The organism is Abyssisolibacter sp. ZYX002 (assembly GCF_056892235.1).
The window spans coordinates 379,847-403,715 of the sequence record NZ_JARMXH010000003.1; the positions used below are offsets into that span (position 1 = coordinate 379,847).

Annotated in this window: 23 protein-coding genes; 18 read left to right on the forward strand and 5 right to left on the reverse strand. The window is 28.6% G+C overall.

Annotated elements, in window-relative coordinates; genetic code table 11:
• Positions 1-30 precede the first annotated feature (30 nt).
• The 9 genes from P3X86_RS11820 (at position 31) to P3X86_RS11860 (ending at position 9,404) form a co-directional block, all read left to right on the forward strand.
• Positions 31-1,614 carry a phytoene desaturase family protein gene (locus P3X86_RS11820; RefSeq protein WP_483292898.1) on the forward strand — a complete coding sequence of 528 codons (1,584 nt, stop codon included), beginning with the start codon at positions 31-33 and terminating at the stop codon, positions 1,612-1,614.
• 178 nt (positions 1,615-1,792) lie between these two features.
• Positions 1,793-2,491 (forward strand): response regulator transcription factor, encoded by a 699-nt coding sequence (locus P3X86_RS11825; protein ID WP_483292899.1) that lies wholly within the window; start codon positions 1,793-1,795, stop codon positions 2,489-2,491.
• A gap of 1 nt (position 2,492) precedes the next feature.
• Positions 2,493-3,431: a sensor histidine kinase gene (locus P3X86_RS11830; protein WP_483292900.1), complete on the forward strand. Its 939-nt coding sequence runs from the start codon at positions 2,493-2,495 to the stop codon at positions 3,429-3,431.
• A 94-nt stretch (positions 3,432-3,525) separates the two neighbouring features.
• Complete coding sequence (locus tag P3X86_RS11835; RefSeq protein ID WP_483292901.1) at positions 3,526-4,446, forward strand: ABC transporter ATP-binding protein; 921 nt, start codon at positions 3,526-3,528, stop codon at positions 4,444-4,446.
• A complete protein-coding gene (locus tag P3X86_RS11840) occupies positions 4,443-5,135 on the forward strand; it encodes an ABC transporter permease (RefSeq protein ID WP_483292902.1) in 693 nt (230 codons plus the stop codon). Before P3X86_RS11835 ends, P3X86_RS11840 begins: the two co-directional genes overlap by 4 nt.
• Before the next feature lie 120 nt (positions 5,136-5,255).
• The gene (locus P3X86_RS11845; RefSeq protein WP_483292903.1) at positions 5,256-5,429 is read left to right on the forward strand and encodes a hypothetical protein; all 174 of its coding nucleotides are present in this window, start codon (positions 5,256-5,258) and stop codon (positions 5,427-5,429) included.
• Entirely contained in the window at positions 5,401-6,909 is a 1,509-nt protein-coding gene (locus tag P3X86_RS11850) for a recombinase family protein (RefSeq protein WP_483292904.1), read from the forward strand. The genes P3X86_RS11845 and P3X86_RS11850 overlap by 29 nt, the downstream gene beginning before the upstream one ends.
• Positions 6,910-7,017: 108 nt before the next feature.
• Positions 7,018-7,740: an ABC transporter ATP-binding protein gene (locus P3X86_RS11855; RefSeq protein WP_483292905.1), complete on the forward strand. Its 723-nt coding sequence runs from the start codon at positions 7,018-7,020 to the stop codon at positions 7,738-7,740.
• A complete protein-coding gene (locus tag P3X86_RS11860) occupies positions 7,737-9,404 on the forward strand; it encodes a putative ABC transporter permease subunit (RefSeq protein WP_483292906.1) in 1,668 nt (555 codons plus the stop codon). Before P3X86_RS11855 ends, P3X86_RS11860 begins: the two co-directional genes overlap by 4 nt.
• 46 nt (positions 9,405-9,450) lie before the next feature.
• Here the strand turns inward: P3X86_RS11860 and P3X86_RS11865 are convergent, their stop codons facing one another.
• From P3X86_RS11865 to P3X86_RS11875, 3 genes are read right to left on the reverse strand one after another with little or no spacing between them, the layout of a single operon-like run.
• A complete protein-coding gene (locus P3X86_RS11865) occupies positions 9,451-10,200 on the reverse strand; it encodes a hypothetical protein (protein WP_483292907.1) in 750 nt (249 codons plus the stop codon).
• Positions 10,200-10,892, reverse strand: coding sequence for an ABC transporter ATP-binding protein (locus tag P3X86_RS11870; RefSeq protein WP_483292908.1), 693 nt, complete (start codon positions 10,890-10,892; stop codon positions 10,200-10,202). Before P3X86_RS11870 ends, P3X86_RS11865 begins: the two co-directional genes overlap by 1 nt.
• On the reverse strand, positions 10,870-11,259 hold the full coding sequence (locus tag P3X86_RS11875) for a GntR family transcriptional regulator (protein ID WP_483292909.1): 390 nt from the start codon (positions 11,257-11,259) through the stop codon (positions 10,870-10,872). The genes P3X86_RS11870 and P3X86_RS11875 overlap by 23 nt, the downstream gene beginning before the upstream one ends.
• Before the next feature lie 153 nt (positions 11,260-11,412).
• On the opposite strand from P3X86_RS11875, the gene P3X86_RS11880 reads away from it, so the two are divergent.
• The 6 genes from P3X86_RS11880 to P3X86_RS11905 all read left to right on the forward strand — a co-directional run bounded on the left by P3X86_RS11880 (position 11,413) and on the right by P3X86_RS11905 (position 16,561).
• Entirely contained in the window at positions 11,413-12,099 is a 687-nt protein-coding gene (locus tag P3X86_RS11880; protein ID WP_483292910.1) for a hypothetical protein, read from the forward strand.
• Positions 12,100-12,120: 21 nt separating this feature from the next.
• Positions 12,121-12,837 (forward strand): hypothetical protein, encoded by a 717-nt coding sequence (locus P3X86_RS11885; RefSeq protein WP_483292911.1) that lies wholly within the window; start codon positions 12,121-12,123, stop codon positions 12,835-12,837.
• 139 nt (positions 12,838-12,976) lie between these two features.
• A complete protein-coding gene (locus P3X86_RS11890; protein ID WP_483292912.1) occupies positions 12,977-13,519 on the forward strand; it encodes a GNAT family N-acetyltransferase in 543 nt (180 codons plus the stop codon).
• Positions 13,520-13,724: 205 nt separating this feature from the next.
• The gene (locus P3X86_RS11895; protein WP_483292913.1) at positions 13,725-14,099 is read left to right on the forward strand and encodes a GntR family transcriptional regulator; all 375 of its coding nucleotides are present in this window, start codon (positions 13,725-13,727) and stop codon (positions 14,097-14,099) included.
• A 23-nt stretch (positions 14,100-14,122) separates the two neighbouring features.
• Entirely contained in the window at positions 14,123-15,214 is a 1,092-nt protein-coding gene (locus P3X86_RS11900; RefSeq protein ID WP_483292914.1) for a DUF5808 domain-containing protein, read from the forward strand.
• An 18-nt stretch (positions 15,215-15,232) separates the two neighbouring features.
• Positions 15,233-16,561 (forward strand): alpha/beta hydrolase, encoded by a 1,329-nt coding sequence (locus P3X86_RS11905; protein ID WP_483292915.1) that lies wholly within the window; start codon positions 15,233-15,235, stop codon positions 16,559-16,561.
• 240 nt (positions 16,562-16,801) lie between these two features.
• Here the strand turns inward: P3X86_RS11905 and P3X86_RS11910 are convergent, their stop codons facing one another.
• Both P3X86_RS11910 and P3X86_RS11915 read right to left on the reverse strand, forming a co-directional pair.
• The gene (locus P3X86_RS11910) at positions 16,802-17,398 is read right to left on the reverse strand and encodes a helix-turn-helix domain-containing protein (protein WP_483292916.1); all 597 of its coding nucleotides are present in this window, start codon (positions 17,396-17,398) and stop codon (positions 16,802-16,804) included.
• A 61-nt stretch (positions 17,399-17,459) separates the two neighbouring features.
• Positions 17,460-18,710: an MFS transporter gene (locus tag P3X86_RS11915; RefSeq protein ID WP_483292917.1), complete on the reverse strand. Its 1,251-nt coding sequence runs from the start codon at positions 18,708-18,710 to the stop codon at positions 17,460-17,462.
• Positions 18,711-18,921: 211 nt separating this feature from the next.
• Between P3X86_RS11915 and P3X86_RS11920 the strand changes: the two genes are divergently transcribed.
• The 3 genes from P3X86_RS11920 to P3X86_RS11930 all read left to right on the forward strand — a co-directional run bounded on the left by P3X86_RS11920 (position 18,922) and on the right by P3X86_RS11930 (position 23,707).
• Positions 18,922-19,770, forward strand: a complete 849-nt coding sequence (locus P3X86_RS11920; protein WP_483292918.1) for an ornithine carbamoyltransferase — start codon at positions 18,922-18,924, stop codon at positions 19,768-19,770.
• Between the two features lie 239 nt (positions 19,771-20,009).
• A complete protein-coding gene (locus P3X86_RS11925) occupies positions 20,010-22,064 on the forward strand; it encodes a sigma-54 interaction domain-containing protein (protein WP_483292919.1) in 2,055 nt (684 codons plus the stop codon).
• A 284-nt stretch (positions 22,065-22,348) separates the two neighbouring features.
• Positions 22,349-23,707 (forward strand): sodium-dependent transporter, encoded by a 1,359-nt coding sequence (locus tag P3X86_RS11930; RefSeq protein WP_483292920.1) that lies wholly within the window; start codon positions 22,349-22,351, stop codon positions 23,705-23,707.
• Positions 23,708-23,869 lie beyond the last annotated feature (162 nt).

A 23,869-nucleotide genomic window follows, 5' to 3' on the forward strand; every position in this document is an offset into this window, starting at 1 on the left:
TATAAATGAAATAGAAAAAGGAGGAAAAATATGAGTAAAGAAAAAAAGTCTATAATTATAATTGGCGGAGGGATATCAGGCTTATCAACAGGTTGCTATGCTCAAATGAACAACTATGAGTCTAAAATATTTGAACTACATTTTATACCAGGCGGGTGTTGTACTGCATGGAAGAGAAAAGAATTCATATTTGATCAGTGTATAGATTGGTTACTTGGAACAAAACCAGGCAATGACATGAATCAAATATGGAGTGAACTAGGAGCACTAAAGGATAAAAAAATACGTTACTTTAGAGATATATTCAATCGTGTAGTAGATACTGATGGACAAACTGTTAATTTTTATATAGATCCAAATAAGTTAGAAAAACATCTACTAGAAATATCTCCAGAGGATGAAAGTTTGATTAAAGAATTTTGTGATGGAATGAGTGCTTTTATGGGTGTTAACTTCCCTATGCTAAAACCGATACCGCTAGTAAATCAAGAAGACGAGCAAAAAATAAAGAACGAATTTTTAAGGCCATTTGGTGAAATACTCCAGAAAAGTACAAGTATTGAAATAAAAGATTTTGCAAAACGATTTAAACATCCATTATTGAGAAAAGCTTTTGAATATATACTACAACAGCAAATGCCAGACTTCCCGTTACTACCTAATATGTGTAATTTAACAGCTATGTATGAAAAAAATGCTGGATATCCAGAAGGAGGATCTTTGGAGCTAGCAAAATCAATAGAAAAAAGATATTTAGAGCTAGGCGGAAAAATGATGTACGAACAGCGAGTTAAAAAAATACTTGTAGAAAATGATAAGGCAATAGGCATAATGTTAGAAGATGGGACTAAGCACTTCGCAGATATTATAATATCTGCAGCAGATGGAAGAACAACAATATTTGATATGCTCGATGGTAAATATATAAGTGATGATATAAAACAGCTATATGAAGGATTAGAAAATAAAAAGTATAAGACGTATAAGGGATTTGTATTAGTATTTTTAGGAATAAATAGAGATCTAAGTGATGAACCAGATAGTACGACTTATTTTCTAGAAGATACCTCTCCACTTACTGGAAGCGGTAATCAAAGAGGTTTTACAGCTAGACATTACTGTCACCATGCACCAGAATTTGCACCAGAAGGTAAATCTGTAATGCAGTTCTTTTATTATTCTGATTATGATTGTTGGAAGGAATTATACGATACAGATAGAGATGCTTATAACAAAGAAAAAGAAAAGGTTGGAAAATATATTATTGAATTTATGGATAAAAAATATCCAGGACTTAAAGAACAGGTTGAATATGTTGATGTTTCAACACCAGTTACAGCTGTTCGATACACTGCAAACTATAAAGGTTCAGTTATGGCATGGATTCCATTTGCTGATACAGAAGAAAATGTTATACCTTTGGTTGAGAAGCACCATATGAAATTACCTGGGCTTAGCAATTTTTACATGGCAGGTCATTGGGTTTCCCTTGGTGGTTTAGTAAGATCAAGTGCATCTGGTAGACACGTTATCCAATTTTTGTGTAGAGATGAAAATAAAGAATTTAGGGCTTTTGAAGGGATAAATAAACAAGAGATGGCTTTAAATAAATAAAAACAGCAAAACATTTGTTATTGTCAAAATTAATCAAACTCGTATGATTTAAAGATACTTTTCAGCTATATAAGAAGAGTATCTTTGTTTTTTTATAAAGGAGATAATAAGTGATATAATGAATAAATAAGAAAGAGACGATTTAATCTAAAAAGTATGTAATAGAAGGGGAACAATGATGACAAATAAAATTTTGTTGGTTGAAGATGATATGAGTATCAGTGAGATGATAAGTGAACATTTAAAAAAAGATGGGTTTGATGTTATATGTGCATTTGATGGTCAGGAAGGCATAAGCAAATTTAGAGAAGGTAAATTTGACTTAGTCTTGCTAGATATAATGATGCCTAAGTTAGATGGTATAGAGCTTATGAAGATAATACGTAGTATTAACCTTCTTCCTATACTTATAATGTCCGCTAAAGATAGCGATGTTGATAAAGCTATAGGACTGGGCTTTGGGGCAGATGATTATATAACTAAGCCATTTTCAATGATTGAATTAACAGCGAGAGTAAAAGCTCTTATAAGAAGAGCGAATAGATATTCCAATGTAAAAGAAATAAATGACAACAATATTATAAAAAAAGGAAATTTAGAGGTAGATTTAGATAATTACAGTGTAAAGAAAAACAACAAAACAATAAACCTTACTTCAAAAGAATTTGAAATATTAAAGATATTTATGAAAAATCCAAAAAGAGTATTTACTAAATCACAAATATATTCATTTGTCTGGGAGGAAGAATATTATAACGATGTTAATGTGATAAATGTTCATATAAGAAGATTAAGAGAAAAAATTGAAGATAATGCATCAGACCCTAAATATATCAAGACTATTTGGGGAATAGGATATAAGTTAGGTGAATTTTAGTATGATAAAAATGTTATTAATAATAGTTGTAATAATACAGATTATATACATATATTTTCAATATAAGAAGATAAAAACTAAAAACAAAAATGTTAAATATATATACGATGTCTTACAAAAAATCTCTGAAGAAAAAAGTAATCAAAAAATATTGCTTACAACTGATGATATGTATATTAAAAATCTACTAGTAGAAATAAATAAGGTTTTATTCAGTATCAATAAGGCTACAGCAGATTATGCAAATACAAAGGAAGAAATGAAAAGAATGCTTTCTAATATTTCACATGATATAAAAACACCATTAACAGTAATACTTGGATATATAGAGGTATTAAATACAGATAATTCACTAACACACCAAGAGAGGACTATGTTGCTTAGCAAAATAGAGGAAAAAAGTGAAGAATTGGTGGATTTATTAAACGATTTTTTCAGATTATCTAAGATAGAATCACGAGATATTGATATTACTCTTAGTAAAATTAATATAAGTGAAATATGTAGGAAAAGCATACTTTCTTATTATGGAATCCTTACAGATAAAAATCTAGATATGAACATTAATATACCTAATGAAGATGTGTATGTTTTAGGAAATGAAGATGCAATGAATAGAATTCTAAACAATCTTATTTCAAATGCTATAACTTACGGATATGAAGGGAAAATCATAGGTCTAGAGGTAAGCGCTGATAAGGAATTTGTATATATAAAAGTTTGGGATAAAGGAAAAGGAATAAATGAAATATATGCTGATAGAGTGTTTGAAAGATTATATACTTTAGAAGATTCAAGAAACAAAAAATATCAAGGTAGTGGTTTAGGGTTAACTATAACAAAAAAATTAGTAGAGAATCTTAAAGGACAAATAAAGCTAAATAGTAAACCATATGAAAAAACAGTGTTTACAATAAGGTTAAATAGACTAAATTATTAATAATCTTAAGAAAAAAGTAATAAATGCTTAAGAAGAAAGAAAACTTTACCCCATATAATACTAATATATTAACAAAAATGAAAGGGGAGCGCGTATGACGTATGTTATAAAGACCTATAATCTAACAAAGATATACAATGGTATAGAAGTTGTATCTAATGTAAATATGAGTGTTAAAAAAGGCGAAATATATGGTTTTTTAGGGCCTAACGGTGCAGGAAAAACAACATTGCTAAAGTTAATAACTAATCTTATAAAGCCTACTAATGGGGAGATAGAGATATTTAATGAGAAGCTATTAAAAAATTCATATGAAGTATTTAAAAGAATTGGAGCTATTATAGAATATCCAGTGTTTTACACTAATTTAACAGGCAAAGAAAATTTAAAGATCCATTGTGATTACATGGGGTTTTATGATAAAAAAGCTATAGATGAAGTTCTAAAGATAGTTAATTTAAGAGGCATTGAAAATAAACCAGTAAAAAATTATTCACTAGGTATGAAACAAAGGTTGGGTATAGCAAGAGCTATTATAACAAAACCAGAGTTATTATTATTAGATGAGCCAATTAATGGATTAGACCCTGAGGGAATAAAAGATGTTAGAGATTTACTAACAATGCTATCAAAACAATATGGTATGAGCATACTTGTTTCTAGTCATATATTAACTGAGGTAGAGCAGATAGCAGATACTATTGGGATAATATCAAAAGGCCGTCTGATACAAGAGATTCAAATGAACGATATTAAGAGAGAAACTACAGAGTATGTTGATTTACAAGTAGATAATGTTAGAAAGGCATCTATGATACTTGATGATAAATTAAAACTGTCTAACTTTAAAATAATAGATCAAAACAAAATTAGAATATATGATCAAAATATATCGTTAAAAGAGATATCCAAGGCTTTAATACTAAATAATATTCTCATACAAACTATGATAAAAGGCACTAGCTCATTAGAGGATTACTTCCTAAGCATAACAAATGGAGGTGAAGTGAAATGATGAGACTAATAAAGCTAGAACTTAGAAAAGTTGAAATAGGTAAATATATAAAAGGTATTCTCATTATTACAAAAGTAATCGTTGCTATTCTCATATTAACACTATTAGTGGCTCAGTATAATAAAGATTTTACATTTACATCGTATAGTAGAATAATGAATTTAGCTGAATCTATAGTTAATGGGATATTTGTTATTTTTGCAGGAGTGTTAATCGGTGATATAATAATAGGAGAATACACAGATAATACAATCAGTGTATTGTTTCAATATCCAGTATCAAGGAAAAAGTTAATGATAGCAAAATTAATATTAGTTACATCATTAACATTTTTAGCTATATTAATAGGAATAAGTATAATAGTACTTGACTTATACATTTTAGAAAAAATATATCCAATAACACAGGAACACATGAGTTTAACTATGATAAAAGAGGTGTTGTATGATACATTATTTAGTGCAACGACTACATCATTTATAGCATTAATACCATTGTACATTGGTATGCGAAAGAAAACCGTATCAGCTACTATGGTAACGTCAATAATAGTAACTTCAATACTAAATTCAAATAGTAATGGTTTTTCATTAGCAAGTATAAGGATTATACCAATAATTCTTGCAGTACTAGGAATTGCTTTAGCCTATAAAGCAGTAATAGAAGACATAGAGACAACAGATATATAAAATAGAAATCTGACACTGTAAAAGTATCATACCAGATGTCAGTTTTTTTATACAATAAAACTGTTTATTAATAGGACAAATCCCTTCATACATAAGCTTTTATATAAGGAGGGATTTAATTTGAAATCAGATAAAGACAACCTCTGGCTATATAAAAGCAGTAAAGTTTTCATGACAAAACTTGTAAAAAGCAATATGATTAGTAAAAATGAGTACAGTATAATCATAGGAAAGCTAAAGCGAATATATAATCAGGAGGGTGATAATGAAAAAAAGGGCAGTTGCTTATTGTAGAGTTAGTAGCGACCATGAAGATCAGAGAAGTTCACTAGAAAATCAAAAAAAGATGTGGTTAGAATATATAGATAAAAATAAAGAACTGAAATTTTGTGGATTATATATAGATGAAGGACTAAGTGGAACATCAATAAAAAATAGAAAAGGTTTTAATGATATGATACACGATGCTTTACTAGGGAAGTTCGATATCATATTGACAAAAGAAGTATCAAGGTTTGCTAGAAATACAGTAGATACATTGAGATTTACAAGAGAACTCAAGAAGTACAATGTTGATGTGTATTTCAAAATAGATAATATTAATACAGGTGATAATGATGGAGAGTTACGATTATCATTGATGGCGACGTTAGCTCAAGAAGAATCAAGGAAGATATCAGAAAGAGTTAAAGTAGGTCAAGAACAAGCCATGAAAAATGGAGTAGTATTTGGAGCCAATAGAATACTTGGATATGATTTAGTAGACAAAAAACTCATAGTAAATGAGAAAGAAGCAGAAATAGTAAAGAAGATTTACGATTGGTATTTACTTGATGATTGTTCACTTCATAATATAGTCAAGAAGTTAGCAGATATAGGAATCAATAGAGGTAAGATGGGAGGTAAATTAAACCATTCGTCAATAAGAAGAATCTTACAAAATGAAAAATATAAAGGAGAATTAAAGCAAAAAAAATATTATACACAGGATTACTTAACACATGTTAGAAAGAAGAATAACGGAGAAATGAAATATATAACAATCAAAGAAAATCATATTCCAATAATAAATAAAGAAATATGGGAGAGCGTACAAAAAAAGATTAATAACAATAAAGAAAACTATATAAAAAAAGGAATTGGTAAGAGCAAATCTTTGTTTTCAGGAGTAGTGTATTGTGCTAGTTGTAAAAAGAGATATAGAAAGAAGACTATGAGAAATAAAGATCGAGAAATGGTTGTTTATAAATGTAGTAATAATCATAGTAATGGGAAAAAAGCATGTATGAATGGTACATATATTAAGGAGGAACTATTGAAAAAGCAGTTTATTAGAAAACTTAAAAATATCTATAATAAACAAGCTAAAAAAGTATTTGTAAGTAATATAGAAAAAGTGTTAAGAGACAGTTTAGATGAAGACTGTAATATTTCAAAGCTTGAAAAACAAAATAAACTACTAAATAAACTACTTGATAATAAAAATAGATTATTAGAACTGTATATAGATGGGCAATTAGATAAAAAAGTATATAATAAAAAAAATAATGATATTATCAATTTAGAAAAATTGATTAGAGAAGAAATAAATAAGAACAATAAAATGACACCATTTAATAATGAACTACGAATAGATAATATTACTAAATTAGCAATGAAAGAGCTAGATTACGAACATATAGGAGAAAATGATATGAAGTTTTTGATTGATGAATATATAGAAAAAATAGTAATAAACAAGAAAAATAAAGTGAAAATCTTCTTAAAAGCTTGAAATATAAATAATAGAATGAATAAGTAGTAAATATATATTGCATACATTAGGCATTATTGTATATAATTAAAAGCATAATAAAAATACAAATTGAAAAAGGAGGAAGATATGCTAAAAGTAAACAGTCTTACGAAGACATATGCAAAAGGCAGTGTAAAAGCAGTGGATGATATAAGCTTTTCAGTTAAAAAAGGAGAAATATTTGGATTCTTAGGGCCGAATGGTGCTGGTAAGACAACAACTATAAAAATGATAGTTGGACTTCTAAAACCAACTAATGGAAAAATACTAGTTAATAATATAGACAATCAAACAGACATAATAAATGCCAAACAACAAATAAGCTATATTCCAGATAAACCAGAGTTATTTGATAAGCTAAAAGGCATTACATACCTAAAATTTATGGCTGATGTTTATAAGGTAAATAGTAAAGATAGAAAAGAGAGAATAAGTAGGTATCTAGAAATATTTGAGATGAAAGATGCAGTCAATGATGTGATAGGCAGTTATTCACATGGGATGAAACAAAAAATTGCATTGATAGGCGCTCTGATTCATGAGCCAGATTTATTTATATTGGATGAACCAATGGTTGGGTTAGATCCTAAAGCAGCCTTCAACTTAAAACAAATCATGAGAGAAATGTGCGATAGAGGCAAATCGGTATTTTTTTCAACACATGTATTAGAAGTTGCTGAAAAACTATGTGATAGGATAGCAATAATCAGCAAAGGACAAATAATAGCCGAAGGAACAATGCAAGAACTAAGAGCGTTAGAAGGTGAAAAATCATTAGAAAAAATATTCTTGGAGTTGACTGAAAAATGAGAGAGATAATATCATTAACTAAGTTAGGTTTAATTAATATGTTTGGATTTGGAAGCTTAAATCTAAAGAAAATGAACAGAGAGCAGTTAAGAAAGCTTTTGATAACTGCTGTTATAATGATATTTATTATTTTTACGTATAGATATTACTTGAAGTTTTTAAATGTTATCAATCTACAATTTATTGCTATAAATCAGATTAATATATTTAATGCGCTTATATATAGCATCGAAAGTTTTATTATATTTATATTTAGTATACCATATGTAATGGCATATTATTTTTTCTCAAGAGAAACCGAGATGTTCTTATCACTACCAATAAAGCCTAGAAATATAATATGGTCGAAATTCAACTTACTATTAATTTATGAGTATATAATAGTTTTTTTAACTTTAGCACCTGCATTTATAATCAATGGAATAAATACAAATGCAGTTGGATCATATTATTTTATTATGGCATTAGCATTACTAATAATACCTGTTTTTCCATTGGCCTTAAGTACTATAATAATTATACTTTCATCTAGAATAATCAATTTAGGAAATAAGAAAAATTTGATAAGAGGTATATTCTTGTTTTTGATGACTTTTGTTGCGATAGGATTGCAAATATATATACAAAAATATGCAATGGCAATGGGGCAAGGAGGAAATTTTGTAAAACAACTGCTTGAGAATAATGAAACTTTAGTAAATTTATTAGGGAAAACTAATATATTAGCCAAATGGCTAGGTAATGCACTTTCTAGTACAGTTACTATAGAGAGTCTTATCAATTTTGCGTTATTTGCCCTAATGAATGTACTTATCTTCGTAGTATTCCTAATAGTAGGAGACAAAGTTTACTTAGGTGGTATCATAGGCGGAAACGAAGTTGTATCTAAGAAAAAACAACTTTCAAAAACACAATTCAATAAAGAAATTATCAAAGCAAAACCACCATATTTTGCAGTGTGTAAAATAGATGTAATTACAATATTAAAGACACCAATATATTTATTTAACTGTTATTCAGTAGTTATTATATTACCCATTATATTCATGATACCAATAATTACTGGAATTAACATAGGTAATTTTAATCAATTAATATCGTCGATACCAACAGGATATATAAATTTCTCGGTGGCAGGTATTATCATGGCGATGTGTGCAATTACACCAGTAGCATCAACTACATTTTCAAGAGAAGGAAAGTATTTTTGGACGTCTAGGATAATTCCTACAAGTGCAAAAGATCAAATAATAGGAAGAAGTTTAAGTGCTTTGATTCCTCAGTTTTTATTATTAGTATTAATGATAGTAGGGCTTAATATATCTATGGAGATTAACATGACAGTATACATTGGTATGTTATTAGGTATAATTGGATCAGAGCTCATGATAATAGTTGGAATGTTTGTAGATATAGGAAGACCTCTACTAAATTGGACTAACCCACAGAGAGCAGTAAAACAAAATATGAACGTAATGATATCTTTAGTTGTAAATGCAGCATTACTTTTAGCAATAGGGGCGTTAACAGTTTTCATGATTAAATCATCTATAAATACTAATACCATATTTTTAGTAGACTTCGTAGTTATATTGATACTTACGTATGTATTTTATAAAAAACTTGAAAAAAAGATTATTAGAAAATTTGTGGAACTTGAATAAAGAAATAACCCTCAGGAGAATAATCACTCTAGAGGGTTATTTTAAGCTACAGATTAACTTTCTTATCAAGCAAGTAAGAAGTACTAAAGAACAATGCTACACTTACAATTCCAAGAGTAAATAAACTAGGGAATAGCATACTTTTAGTAGTAAAATCTATATTAAATACTTCACTAAAAAACAAATCATAAAACTTTTGTATAAAGAAGTTTATAACTAGAAATAATCCAAAACTTATTAGTCCACCACGTTTTACATTAGATAACACACTTTTATAAATAGTCATAGCTAGATATATACTAAGAGTAAAATTAAACCATGCAAAAACAATGATAAGACATACATAAAACACATTTAGTATACTTATGTCATAATGTGATAAGTTTTGTTGTATAGTACTGAAGAATCTAAGGACTTCGTGCTCGGTATAATTACTTAAAAGTATTTTATAGTTCATTAAACCTAGCGAAAAGTATATTAAAAATCCAACAATATTTTCAACTAGAGAAAAGATTACTTTACTACCTAGTATTTTATATCCATTGTTAGGAGTCAAAAAGAGCATATATCCAGATTTCTTGAACAAATCAGACTTATATGTATTTATGTTTTCAACTAACAAAAATACCATTCCTGCGATACCGAGAAGCGTGTAAATAATGATAGCTGAACCAGCTTTATTAAAAGAATCGTAAAGGTAATATATGCATATTAATTCTATAATAGCGATTATAGTTAGAGATGCAAGTAGAGTTTTATATTTCTTATAAACTTCGTATTTTAATAAATTAAACATTATGAGAATACCTCCTTATATAAATCTTGAATGGATTTGTTATACTTAATTCTAAGTTCTTCTAAATTATGAGTGCCAGCTATATGTCCTTCTTTTAATAATATAGCAGTATCAAGCAATTTTTCCATTTCATCAACCAAATGACTAGATATAACCATTGTTTTTTCGGGAGTCATTTCACTTATTATTGTTTCAATAATCTTTTCTCTAGATATAAAATCAATACCACTTAACGGTTCATCAAATAAATATAGCTTAGCATCCCTAGAAAGACATAGTGCTAACTTTAATCTTCCTGACATACCAGTAGATAGAGAAGAAACCTTAAGATCATCACTTAAACCCATGAACTTAATTAAACTATCGAATTTGTTAGTATCAAAATCATTATACATATCACGGAAGTATTGTCTTACATTTTTAATCTTCATCATAGGATACAAATAATTTTCAGTAGGCATAAAAGATATTATTCTTTTAGTTTCTACTCCTAATTCACATCCATTTACTAGTACACTACCAGATGTAGCTTTAAGTAAACCAGTTACAATGCGCATAAGTGTTGTTTTACCACTTCCATTTGGGCCTAGTAAGCCATAGATTTTTCCTTGTGATAAATCAATTGAAACATTACTTAGTGCTTTCTTAGAAAAGAACCCCTTTGAAAGATTATCTATTTTTAATATTTGCATTATTTCCACCTTCTTTTAATTTTCTAGTTTTGATAATTTTTAGCATTTCATCATAGCTATAGCCTAACTCATTCATGCCACATATAAAATTATGAATTACATCGTTTGCCATTTGATTTTTGAGTTCATTAACTATATCTTTAGATTCATTAATATATGTGCCTTTACCTCTTTTAGTAAAAGCAATACCTTCTAGCTCTATTTCCTTATAAACTCTCTGAGCTGTATTAGGATTAACAGTATAGAGAACAGCTAGTTCTCTAGTGGATGGCAACTTGTCACCTACATTTCTTTTGCCTAAAACTATATCCTTTTTTATGTCATCTATAATTTGCTTGTATATAGGTTTGCTGTTGTCAAATTTCATTACTCACCTTCTTTCTACACGATGTATTAGTGTGTTATATAAATAGTACACTAATACATTGTGTGTGTCAAGAGTAAATGAAAAAAACTAAAATGTTTTAAGTATATTATATGCTATAATAAAGGATAGAGTTTATTAGAAAGGTGGAATTATTTGAATTATCTAACATTATTAATTGTAGGTATTGTATTTATAGTTATTTTAGAATTAATCAAGGAATTATTAATAAAAAAAGATAAGGAAATTAAGATTATAGAGAGATTAAAGACGGCTATAGGAATACCTATGTTAGCATATATTATCTATATTAGCACTGATAATTGGTCAGAGTTTTTTATATCATTGACTTTATTTTTATTAATAAGTAGTTGGGTTTATCTTTATTTGAAAAATTCTAAGAAGTATAATGATAACTGTTTTATTGCACCTATTTTAATGATGATTATTTTATTGTCTTATTTAGTATTACAAAGATATTCACTTAATAATATACTTAAAGCATTATATTACTCTTTTATAGGTAGTTTAGTGCTAGATACGTGGGAAAATAGAGATTTAAAAGATGATAAAATTATTACTATTAATATTATCACTGCCATTATAGTATGTGCTATTATAGCGTTTGGGAGAAACTACAATAAGCCAGAAAGGTATGCAATTAAAGAACTGGAGAATAGAGGATATGAAATTGCTAAAGAACATGAAATAAAAGGTTATTCAAAAACTAGATTTGAACCAATAGTTGTAAGAATCTTTGGAGAGGAAGTAGACTCCCTTAGGAGATTACTTTTTGATGTTGAATATTATAAAAATAAAATAATTAAAATTAAGAAATATTAATTATCTATAGGCGGTGTTTAAATGAACTTTATAGAATTGTTTATTTTATTAGGACTAGTATTAATATTAGACATAGTAAAGTGCAAAGTAATAAAAGAAAAAGGTTTAAGGTATAACATTTTTAGTATGGTACAATTTTTAATTAGTGTAGCGTATATATCAAAGTATATCTATATGAGAACCGATGTCTTTTCACAATTCATTATTGTGATGGGAAGTATATCACTGATAGCAGCTATTATATTTTTATATAGTAAATACATAGTCGATAAAAAGTATAATTGGGTAGGGATGATAATAATAACTTTCACTACATATGGACTTTATATAATAGCTAAAAGGTATTTGTTAGTAGACAGAGACTTACTTATTGTAGGGGTACAAGGAGCGGTGATTTCACAAATATTCAAGTCAAAAGTAAATAAATACAAGGTAATCATGTATGGGATAATTTCAATTATAGTTGTATTTATAGTAATAGATACATATAATTATGAACTATCAAGGCTAAGTAAGCCAAGAAGATATGCAATTGAAGCTGTGAAAGAAGTGGGATATGAACCTAAGGACATAGAGACTATTGGTATTTTCTTTGACGATGGAATAAGAAATAAGGAGATAAAACTAGATATATTTATTAAAAAAGATAAAGCAAAAGAAAGAATTTGGTTAGAAGCTAAGTATCAAAACGACAAAATTACAAATATTATCAAAAAAAGAAAGATAAAATTAAAATAGAACCAAAATCATCAGTTTTACTGGTGATTTTATTTTGTCTATTCGCAAGTCAAAAAAACAAACAAAACATATTGTTGTTTGAAAAAATACAAACAATATGATAAAATAATTGATATATGATGGGAGAGGAGAGAAGGTTATGAAAATAAAAGAAAGAATGGAGTCTAATAGATTAGTTATCAAAAACTCGTCTACAATAGAGTGTGAAAGGCTACAAAATATTTGTATGTCATGGGATGATAAGATTAAGCTAGAGGGAGAAGAGTTTGAAGATGATTATATAGAGAAATGTCTTAAAAATGGAGATTTGCCACCAATACAAACTGCTAGCAAAGATAATTACAGATTGAAATCCATATATCTTAAAAAAGGTAATGAACTTATAGGTTTTTTTGATTTATACTATGGCTATCCAGCAGAAGATACTATTTGGATTGGTATGTTTTTAATAGATAAAAAATATCAAAACAATGGTTATGCCAGAGAAGTGATAGAATTAGTTATTAAAGAATCAAATAAAACAGATTATAGAAAAATAGGTATAGGAGTTTATCTTAAGAACTGGAAAGGGCTTAGATTTTGGACCAGAGCAGGGTTTGACAAAGTGTTTACAATATCAGGAGATAAGGAGTATAGCGATAAGACATTTGCACTAATTGGACTAGAAAAATACTTAGATTAATTAAAAATACTGTAAAAAAATACGTAGTTGTTGTTAAAACTTATTGTTCTTATTTCTAGATAAGCTAAGCTACTCAATTTTAATAAGATGATTTTTTATAAATTTAAAAGGATGTTGATTTGACATCTTTTTTTTCTTGACATTGCTCTATCTGTTCTATATAATATATAACAAATAGAATAAAACATTGACGAAAGGAGTAAATATGTTAATACAGATAGATATGTCTATAGATAAACCTATTTATGAACAGATAAGAGACGCAATCATTAAAGGAATATTAAAAGGGGAGTTGACTAAAGGAAAGCAGCTACCTTCTTCAAGAGCACTAGCTTCTAGTCTTAGTGTTAATATGCATACAGTTAATAAAGCATACAATATATTGAAGCAAGATGGTTTTGTTTCTGTAATAAAAAGAAAAGGTGTTGTTATTAATGATAAAAATCAGTATAGAGCTGATGAAGCTTATCTAAATATACTGGAAGAAAAACTAGAAAGTATAGTGACAGAAGCAAAATGTAGAGGACTAACAGCAGATGAGATAAACAGTATTATTGGTAAAATCTACAATCAAATATAACACAATTTATAAGGAGGTTTGTTATGAATACTATTGACACAGTTATGGATTGGACTATATATATAATTGTTGCAATTACCTTGATTATGACACCTTTAATAGGGCGCAAAGATGTAGTTTTTGGTGTTACAATACCAACTGATCAGAAAAAGACAAAAGAAATTGTTGGATTTAAGAAGTTATATATAAAGCTTAGTATGTTATCAGCAATAATAATAACACTAGGTGCAGTATTGCTTAACTTCTTAGTAAAGAATAAGCTTTCCATATACAATATATCAGCGATGCTTTATTTAGTTAGTATATTTGTGATATACTCCATAGTTAATAAAAAAGTAAAGGGGTACAAAAAAACAAAGAACTGGGCAAAAGAAGCAAGAAATATAAGAGTAGTAGATATAGAGTTTATATCTTCAAAACTCGTATGTTCGGTTTGGTGTTTTTTAATTCATATAGCTATGATAGTAGCAACAGGAATAAGTGCAATTCTTCTATATGAAGATGCACCAAGTAAGCTTCCTATAAAAGTTAACATGTCAGGACATATTACAAAGTATATAGACAAAAGTATAATTGCTGTGCTTTTTCCGATAATTATACAGATAGCTATATTAGTGACATGTTTAATAATATATATGACTATAAAGCATACACCGCCGTATATAGATCCAGATAACATAGAAATAAGTAAAAAACATGCAAAGTTACATAAAAAGGCTTGGTCATATTTTACTGTGATATTTGGATTGCTTTTAATAGGTCAATTTTCGTTAGTAGAACTTGGATTGTTTAATCTAATACAGGTTAAAACAGGCTTTATAATAGGAGGTATAGTGACAATATTTCTTATAGCACTTACGTTGTTTTTAAGTATAAAAGTTGGGCATAGCGGTGGACATAAAAAAGGAGTAAACAGTGCTGTTATAAACAGAGATGATGATAAACATTGGATTTCAGGTAAGTTCTATTACAACAAAAACGATGCTTCGTTATTTGTAGAAAAACGATTTGGAGTTGGTTATACAATTAACTTTGCAAAACCACTTGCAATATTAATGATATGTGGATTATTAACATTCATAATAGGATGTAGTTTGATTGGAACATTATTATAAAATATAGGAGGGATATAAATGAAAACATTATGTAAAATAACAATTATAGTTACATTATTAATATGTCTAGTAGGATGTAAGAACAAAGATATAACTAAGAATATTAGTGAAAAAGATATAAAAGCAGAAGCAGAGAGATTAGTAATAAGCATGACAAAAGGTGATTTTGATGAAATTTACAATAAATTCACAGAAGATACAGCTAAGAAAATATCTATAGATCAATTAGAACAAGGATGGAAGAAAACAGTTGCTTCTATAGGAAGCTATGTTAAGCATTATCAAACTACAATAGAAAAAAAAGAAGGGCATTTTATAGTAAAGGTAGTTAGTCAATATGAGAAAAATGGACTATTAAACACATTTACAGTTGATGATAGAGGGCAAATAGTTGGGTTATGGACTAATTATTTTGCAATTCCACAAGAAGATAAAGATTATAAAGAAGTAACTTTTAAAGTCGGGAAGTATGAATTATCAGGCATGCTTACACTGCCAACAGGTGTAGAAAAGCCACCAGTTGTATTAATGATTGCTGGGTCAGGTCCTCAAGATATGAATGAAACAATAGGAACAACAGGTAATACTCCATTTAAGGATATAGCTCATGGTTTAGCAAAAAAAGGGATAGCTTCGTTGCGCTATGACAAACGATATAGAGTAAGACCGGATTTAGCAAAAAAAAATCAAACAATAGAGCATGAAGTATTGGATGATGTAAATAGTGCAATATCTCAGCTAAAAGAAGATACTCGTATAGATAATAATAGAATAATAGTATTAGGACATAGTTTAGGAGGAATGTTAGCACCTAAAGTATCATCAGACAACAAAGAGGTAAAAGGGATAGTAGTAATGGCAGGAACATTACGTAATTTAGCAGAAATTTCCCTTGATCAAAATCTTGAAATACAAAAATCTGTTAGACCTAAACTGTCTGATGATGATAAGAAAAAAATGGACTTACAAATGGAAAAAGTTAAAGCAGATGTAGATAAAATACTTAAGTTAGACAAAGACGATGGAAAAACTTATCTAGGTATACCTGCATCATATTGGTACAGCTTGAATAAAGCTGGTGGAAAGAATTTCATAGATAAAATAAACATACCAATGCTGATAATGCAAGGCAGCAAAGACTTTCAAATTTACTCAGACAAAGATTTTGAGCTTTGGAAAGAAGTATGTGGTAATAGGAAAAATGTCATATTTAAGTTATACAACAATCTGAATCATTTATTTATGGAAAGCTCAGGTCTTCGTACAGTGGAAGACTATAACGCTCCAAATAAAGTTCAAACTGTCGTAATAGATGATATAGTTTCATGGGTTAAAAACATCAAATAAAATATATAGATAAAGGGGATGGTTAACATCCCTTTTAGGTTGATGACAAAGTCATCTAAATAGCAGACTGTAGTAAGAGTTCAATTTCAAGGCGTTTTAAAATTGAGTTAGAGGTAAGTGAGCAACGGAAATTTTAATAACAACGCAGAAACTGGGCTTTTGTCTACAGTCTGAAAGGGGATGGTCAACATCCCCTCTAAAATTATAATAATAAAGACTATATGCAAATCAAGTATTCTATCAATCATCAAATTCAGGATAGACAGCTAAAAATACCCCTTTTTTATCATGAGATACATCGTTATTTCCTTTTGTAGAATATTTTTTTATCAATTCAATTACATCGGCTTTAAATTTAGGAAAAATTTCATCATTAAGATATACATTAGATAAATAAATAAAACAATCATCCTTAGCTTTTTCATCTTCTTTATCTTTATTATTTTCAGCATACCGTTTGATTGATTTTAAGTAATCATCTCTACTATCATTGTAAAATTGAGCTACCATTTTCATTGCTTGATTAACTTTAAAATCGTAATTGGACTTATTCTCTGGATCCTTGCCAAAGTCTATATCATCAAATGTAAGTTTATAATATTTAGCTGTAATACCATTTATGTTTTCCGTTTTATGAATTTCTAAAGCTCCGTAATCAGCAAGCTTTTTCACATGATAATATACTTTTCCATGGGGATCACCCAGCTTATTAGCAATCTCTTGTACAGTAAGAGATATCTTTTCATTTTTCATAATAATCTGAAGGATTTTTAATCTATAAGGATCAGTTATCATTCTCATGTCCTTGTTATTCCGTAAATATAGTATTTTTTTCATTTTAATCACCTATATCTATTATACAACAAAGATACTAACGTTAACTATAAAATTAAAAAAATTAACCAGCTATATGACTATCAACTATTGGTAAGTTATTATTTTCAAATTTTGCCAAAGCTGTATAAGGGATAAATGCCAAAAGCACAAATATTATTCCAAATAGTAATAATAGATATTTTAATCCTATATATGTTACTACAATTCCAGATACAAAAGCACCTAAAGGAGTTGCACTCATACCAATCATATTATTTATAGATATAAAGCGAGCATGCATTTCCTTAGGGACGTTAGTCATTATAAATGTAGACATAGCACCCCAACAAAAAGGCAAAAATATACCCATTAAAAGCATAGATAAACATGCAAAGTATATTGGAGGAAAATAAGTAGTAAACGCTGGTAAACTAAGTGTAGAATAAAATATGCCTGAAACAAATAAACCAACGAATGTAAGTTTTGATATAGCAAATTTACTTCCTATTTTACCAACAATAAAACCTCCAATTATATTACCAATAACAAAAGAAAGTGAAAAGTAACTCAAACCTTGAGCTCCCATATTTAAGATTTCATCTACATAAGCAGGAGCAAGTGCATTTATAGGTGTAACTAAAAAATTTAAAAGGGCAAAACTAATGATTACTACTAAAAACGTTTTGTGATTAAAAAGAAATTGAAAGCCTTCCTTATAAGATTTAATATAATTATTAGATGTAAGCTCTTGGTGGCTTTCAACAGGGAATACAATAGTTGTTATAATAAAGCCAGATGTAATAAATGTAATAGCATTTACAATCATAGCGCCAGATACTCCAATTGCTCCAATGATAGTTCCAGCTAGAGCAAGTCCAATTAATTCACTAAATTTAGTTATTGATTGTAGTGTGGAATTAACCGTTAAATAATGTTTTTCATCAATAAGTTTAGTAATAGTAACATATTTGCTAGGTGAAACAAAACTCTCAATAGTAGAAGTTAAAAAAGTTAGAACAAATAAATGCCATGTTTCTAATAATTTTGCGTAGTATAAGTAAGCAGTTAACAAAACAATAGCACTTCTAAGAAAATCTCCAATAATAATTAATTTTTTCTTTGAAAAGAATCCAACCATTGTACCCATAAAAGAAGAAAACAATAGATTTGGAAGCATATTAAAGACATATATTGTAGCCAATAAGAGCTTTGATCCAGTTAATTGATATACCATAAAACCATAAGCTATCATATCAATTGAGTCACCAAAACGAGATACATTATTGGCAATATACAATTTCATAAAACTTTTAAACTTAAATATTTCTTTCATGTCTTTCCTCCTGTAAGTTAAATTATTCGCCAAATATATTTTGACGTTAAATATATTTTACATTCTTCGCGATTCTGCGTCAAGTTTTTTTTGACGATTAAATATTTGTTAAACATTGACTTAAATATGATATAATAAGAAAAAAGAATTTGGTCTATATTAGTTAGATGAATTGCATAATTTTAGGTTAGATAAGTTAGGAGGATTGATTATGAATTTTTTAAGTATTGATAGTCTAAATATTAAAAATATTCATGAAATTTTCAGTATTGCAGACTATCTTAAAAACAACAATGAAAAGCTGTTATTAGGTAAAACTTTTGTATTATTTTTTCCTGAGTCAAGTGTTAGAACAAGGTTATCATTTGAGAAAGGTATTAAAGACTTAGGAGGAGAATGTGTACTTTTTCCACCAACAACACTTGATAAGAAAGAAGAATTAATAGATGTTATAAAATACATAGAAAATTGGGCTGATGGTGTAATAGTGAGATATTCGGATTATGACAAGGTATGTAAACTAGCTTCAAACTCAGCAATACCTGTAATTAATGCAATGACATCATATAATCATCCGTGCGAGATATTATCAGATACATATTCTATTAGTAAAATACGAGAAGACTATGAATCTTTAGTATATACATTCGTAGGAGAAAACGCTAACATATCAAATTCTTGGAGGATTGCTGCTGAAGTTATGAATTTTAAGATAAATCATGTTGGGTTAATAGGGAATCGTATAATAGAAGATAATAAAAACTATAGTTTTCACACTGAGCTAGAGGACGTACTAAAAATGAGTGATGTAATATTAACAGACCCACTACCAAAAGAACTGCGAAATCGAGGTTATACTGATAAATATCAAATAACTTTAGAGAGAATGAAAAAATGTAAGCCTAATGCAATATTAAATCCATGTCCACCATTTTATAGAGGCGAGGAAGTAAGCAAGGATGTAATAGATTCTGTTTATTTTGTTGGGTATGAGTTTAAGAAAAATTTACTGTATGTTCAACAAGCAATAATATTATATTGCTTGGGCATAAGAAAATAATAGATATGTAAAAGAACAAAAAACATATGATCTAATCCCTAAAAGATGAAATTTTCTGGATTTCCTTCTCAGGCTAGAGTAAACCATCGTTACTCAAGAGGTTATGAATTTATTATAATAGAAGTAGAAATCTTGATACTGTCAAATACTATTTAAATTTAGAAAAAGGTGTTGATACAAATATATAGAATAAATATAATCATACGTAAAAAGAGAAAATTAATGGTAGGTGCTAATCTATGGGAAAGACTGTAGCTATAGTCAGTCATAATACCAAAGCTATTGAAGTATTTAGTGAACAGATTGAATCGCTATACGCTGATAGTTTAAGTATTGTAAAATATTATATAGATAAAAATGGACTTAGTTCAAAGGTAACCGATGACATTGTATTAATAACATCCTATGAAGAATTGGAAGTAGTTAAGGATTATATTGATAGTAATAGTCAGATTATTTTTGCTAATAGAACTATATCTCGTAGAGGAATGTATAAATTAAATGAGATTAGTAAAGGGAGTAATGTTTTATTACTAGATGAGAGCATGGATATGGCAAAAGGAATGATAAGGGTGCTATATCAAATTGGTATTACACATCTTAATATTATACCAGTTACTAAGGATAACTATAATAAATGTGTTGGCGATTTTATTATAATAATGGGACAATCTTCACAATTAGAAATACCAATTGAAATAGTTAACATAGGCAATTGTATATTGGATATAAGCACTATAATGGATATAGCAATAAAACTAAAATTAGAAGAAGTGTTGACTAGGCAAAATATTAAAAAGAGTTATAAAGAAATAATTACATCTGCTTTTGGTTTGTCTGGAATACTAGGAAAGATGAATAAATTTGAGAGTCAGTTAGAAATAATACTCCAAGTAATAGATGAAGGAGTATTAGCTATAAATAATAACGGATTAATATTTTCTTATAATGATAATGCTAAGAGGATATTAGGAGTAAAAAAGAACCTAATAAACATAAATGGTATTGAATCATATCCACAGATACCTTTTAAAGAAATTCTTAATAATAAATTTGCATTAAAAGATAAACTTATAAAAATAGATGATAATGATGTTATCGTCTCAGTTGATCCTATAACTCATTCAGGTAAATTGTATGGTGCTGTGGCAGTTATAAGAAATTTCAGCGAGTCAGAGCGTAAACAACATAAGCTTAGAGCAAAAGTAATGAGTAAAGGGCATAAAGCAAAGTATACATTTGATGATATTATAGGTGAAAGTAATGCTATTAAAAGATGTAAAGAAATAGCTAAGCGTATGTCAAAATCAATTTCTTCGATACTAATAACTGGTGAAAGTGGGACTGGTAAAGAATTATTTGCACAAGCTATACATAATAATTCTAGTAGAAGAGAATATCAATTTGTGGCAGTAAATTGTGGAGCCTTACCTGAGAATTTATTAGAAAGTGAACTTTTTGGTTATGAAGAAGGGGCGTTTACTGGAGCTAAGAAAGGTGGGAAACCAGGTCTTTTTGAACTAGCTCATAGAGGAACTTTATTTTTAGATGAGGTTGGAGAAATGCCTATGAAGTTACAAATGAGACTATTAAGAGTTCTTCAAGAAAGAGAGGTTATGAGATTAGGTGGTGATAGGTTAATAAATATTAACTTAAGATTGATAGCAGCTACTAATAGAAATCTTAAAGTAATGGTTAATGAGGGCAAATTTAGACAAGACTTATATTATAGATTAAATGTATTGCCATTAAAAACTCCTCCTTTAAGAACACGTGTTAGTGATATTATACCACTGATGGTTCAGATAAAACGTAGTTTTAATAGTGATTTTACGTTAACAAAGCGGGCTGAAAAAGTTCTATTAGAACATAGCTGGAAGGGTAATGTTAGAGAACTAAGTAACTATGTTGAATACTTTGTGAATTTAGGTTTGAGCATAATAGATATTGGAGATTTACCAATGGATTTACGTGAACAAGCTAATGAAAAACTACTAGATAAAGAGGAAGTAGACTTAGTTGATAGATTTATAGAGATTGTTGGTAAACATTACGATAAATATATTTTTATTCTTGAAGAGTTAGAACTAGGTTTTAGAAATAATAAGCGTATGGGAAGACGTAGTCTTTATCAAAGGGCTAGAGAATCAGGACTATATATTAGTGAGCAAGAGATTAGAAAGATATTATTAAACCTTGAAAAGCACTTGCTTGTAGAGATATACAAAGGTAGAAGTGGCACAGTTATTACTGAATATGGAAATAGGGTAATTCAGTATTTAGGTAAGGGTTAAAGGGTATAAAATAATAATACCTTTTAACCCTTTGTTTATATATAAAAAATATATATTATTAGCTTTGATTTAGTGAATTAAGTATAAGAAGCTGAATATCATTGGAATACTTCTTGCAGTTAATTACAGATAATTCTGAATTATCAGACTATTAACTTTTGAAAAGTTATGAATTACATAATATTTAGATTTTCATTTGTGCTAAAGATAACATACTGGAGGTGAGAATTTTATATATCTCTTGGTGCAAATAAAATATAATACTAAATCTAGGAGGAGTATTGATGAAAAGTATAACAGATAAAAAGAGAGATCAGTTTAATTCCAAGCTTGGTTTTATACTAGCAGCAGCAGGCTCAGCAGTAGGTTTAGGCAATTTATGGAGATTTCCTTATGTAACAGGAAACAATGGAGGAGGAGCATTTGTTTTTTTATACTTGGTATGCATTATTGTTATAGGTGCAAGCCTCGTAATAGCTGAATTTGCTATTGGTAGAAATGGAAGAGCCAATGCTATAGAGAGCTATGGGAAACTATGTAAAAAATTTAAAGCTGTAGGCTATTTAGCAATGATTGCAGCGATAGTTTTATTTTCATTTTATGCAATTATAGGGGGTTGGACTATATATTATGTTATACAAGCTGTATCAGGGAAGTTAATTGGATTAGCTCCAGATAAACTAGGTGCTATGTTTGAAACTTTTTTAAGCAATCCATTTCAGATGGTTATCTATCAGATTGTTTTTCTATTACTTACAGCTATTGTAGTATCAAAGGGTATATCAAAAGGTATAGAAAAGTATTGTAATGTATTAATGCCGTTATTATTTGTAATGTTAATCGTATTAGCTATAAGATCAATAACCTTACCAGGTGCTATGGAAGGGATTATATGGTATTTAAAACCTGACTTTTCTAAGATTGATGGCTCAATAGTAGCTAGTGCATTAGGGCAAGCTTTTTTCTCTCTTAGTATCGGATCTGGATGTATGGTTACATATGCTAGCTATTTAAGTAAAGAAGAAAATATACCTAGAACTGCCATGGCTGTTACACTTGCAGATACTGGAGTTGCATTGTTGGCTGGTTTTGTTATAATTCCTGCTGTGTTTGCTTTTAATATGGAAGTTGGTTCAGGTTCTGGTTTGGCTTTTGTAACATTACCACAGGTATTTAGTAACATGCCTATGGGGACATTATTCGCTATAGTATTTTTTGGGTTATTAGTTGTAGCAGCACTTACATCTTCTATAGGTATGTTGGAAGTAGCAGCAGCTTTTACTGTTGAAAAAACTAAGACAAGTAGAGCAAAGGCAACATGGCTTACTACTTTGTTTGTATTTGTGCTTGGTATTCCACCACTAATGAGTTTTGGAGCTTGGAGTAATGTCAAGATTGGTGGAAAGAACTTGTTTGATATGTATGACTTTTTTGTTTCCAATATTTCATTCCCTTTAGTAGGTTTTTTCGGAGCTATTTTGGTAGGGCATTTATGGAGAAAAGAAGATGTTTATAATCAAGTAACAGGTGATAGGATACATAGTTTTAGCTTGATTAATATATGGTACTTCTTTATCAAATATTTAATACCTTTCATTATTTTAATGATATTCTTACAATCCATAGGAATATTAAAAATATAGATGTATTGATTTAAAGGGTTAAAAGGTATGTACAACTAATACCTTTCAACCCTTTTATAAACGCTACAATAGTTAAGGGTTTGAAAAATAGGATAAAAATGGATGGCATGTTTATTGCTATAAAGAATAGTATAACTTAAACAGTGAGGAGGTTTTTAGTGT

Bases quoted from the DNA above. Each gene is read 5' to 3' on its own strand.
- P3X86_RS11910 (WP_483292916.1), bottom strand. From the start codon at position 17,398: ATGAAAAAAATACTATATTTACGGAATAACAAGGACATGAGAATGATA.
- P3X86_RS11925 (WP_483292919.1), top strand. From the start codon at position 20,010: ATGGGAAAGACTGTAGCTATAGTCAGTCATAATACCAAAGCTATTGAA.
- P3X86_RS11900 (WP_483292914.1), top strand. From the start codon at position 14,123: ATGAATACTATTGACACAGTTATGGATTGGACTATATATATAATTGTT.
- P3X86_RS11890 (WP_483292912.1), top strand. From the start codon at position 12,977: ATGAAAATAAAAGAAAGAATGGAGTCTAATAGATTAGTTATCAAAAAC.
- P3X86_RS11820 (WP_483292898.1), top strand. From the start codon at position 31: ATGAGTAAAGAAAAAAAGTCTATAATTATAATTGGCGGAGGGATATCA.
- P3X86_RS11830 (WP_483292900.1), top strand. From the start codon at position 2,493: ATGATAAAAATGTTATTAATAATAGTTGTAATAATACAGATTATATAC.
- P3X86_RS11865 (WP_483292907.1), bottom strand. From the start codon at position 10,200: ATGTTTAATTTATTAAAATACGAAGTTTATAAGAAATATAAAACTCTA.
- P3X86_RS11860 (WP_483292906.1), top strand. From the start codon at position 7,737: ATGAGAGAGATAATATCATTAACTAAGTTAGGTTTAATTAATATGTTT.
- P3X86_RS11825 (WP_483292899.1), top strand. From the start codon at position 1,793: ATGACAAATAAAATTTTGTTGGTTGAAGATGATATGAGTATCAGTGAG.
- P3X86_RS11930 (WP_483292920.1), top strand. From the start codon at position 22,349: ATGAAAAGTATAACAGATAAAAAGAGAGATCAGTTTAATTCCAAGCTT.
- P3X86_RS11870 (WP_483292908.1), bottom strand. From the start codon at position 10,892: ATGCAAATATTAAAAATAGATAATCTTTCAAAGGGGTTCTTTTCTAAG.
- P3X86_RS11840 (WP_483292902.1), top strand. From the start codon at position 4,443: ATGATGAGACTAATAAAGCTAGAACTTAGAAAAGTTGAAATAGGTAAA.
- P3X86_RS11855 (WP_483292905.1), top strand. From the start codon at position 7,018: ATGCTAAAAGTAAACAGTCTTACGAAGACATATGCAAAAGGCAGTGTA.
- P3X86_RS11915 (WP_483292917.1), bottom strand. From the start codon at position 18,710: ATGAAAGAAATATTTAAGTTTAAAAGTTTTATGAAATTGTATATTGCC.
- P3X86_RS11835 (WP_483292901.1), top strand. From the start codon at position 3,526: ATGACGTATGTTATAAAGACCTATAATCTAACAAAGATATACAATGGT.
- P3X86_RS11920 (WP_483292918.1), top strand. From the start codon at position 18,922: ATGAATTTTTTAAGTATTGATAGTCTAAATATTAAAAATATTCATGAA.
- P3X86_RS11905 (WP_483292915.1), top strand. From the start codon at position 15,233: ATGAAAACATTATGTAAAATAACAATTATAGTTACATTATTAATATGT.
- P3X86_RS11875 (WP_483292909.1), bottom strand. From the start codon at position 11,259: ATGAAATTTGACAACAGCAAACCTATATACAAGCAAATTATAGATGAC.
- P3X86_RS11895 (WP_483292913.1), top strand. From the start codon at position 13,725: ATGTTAATACAGATAGATATGTCTATAGATAAACCTATTTATGAACAG.
- P3X86_RS11850 (WP_483292904.1), top strand. From the start codon at position 5,401: ATGAAAAAAAGGGCAGTTGCTTATTGTAGAGTTAGTAGCGACCATGAA.
- P3X86_RS11885 (WP_483292911.1), top strand. From the start codon at position 12,121: ATGAACTTTATAGAATTGTTTATTTTATTAGGACTAGTATTAATATTA.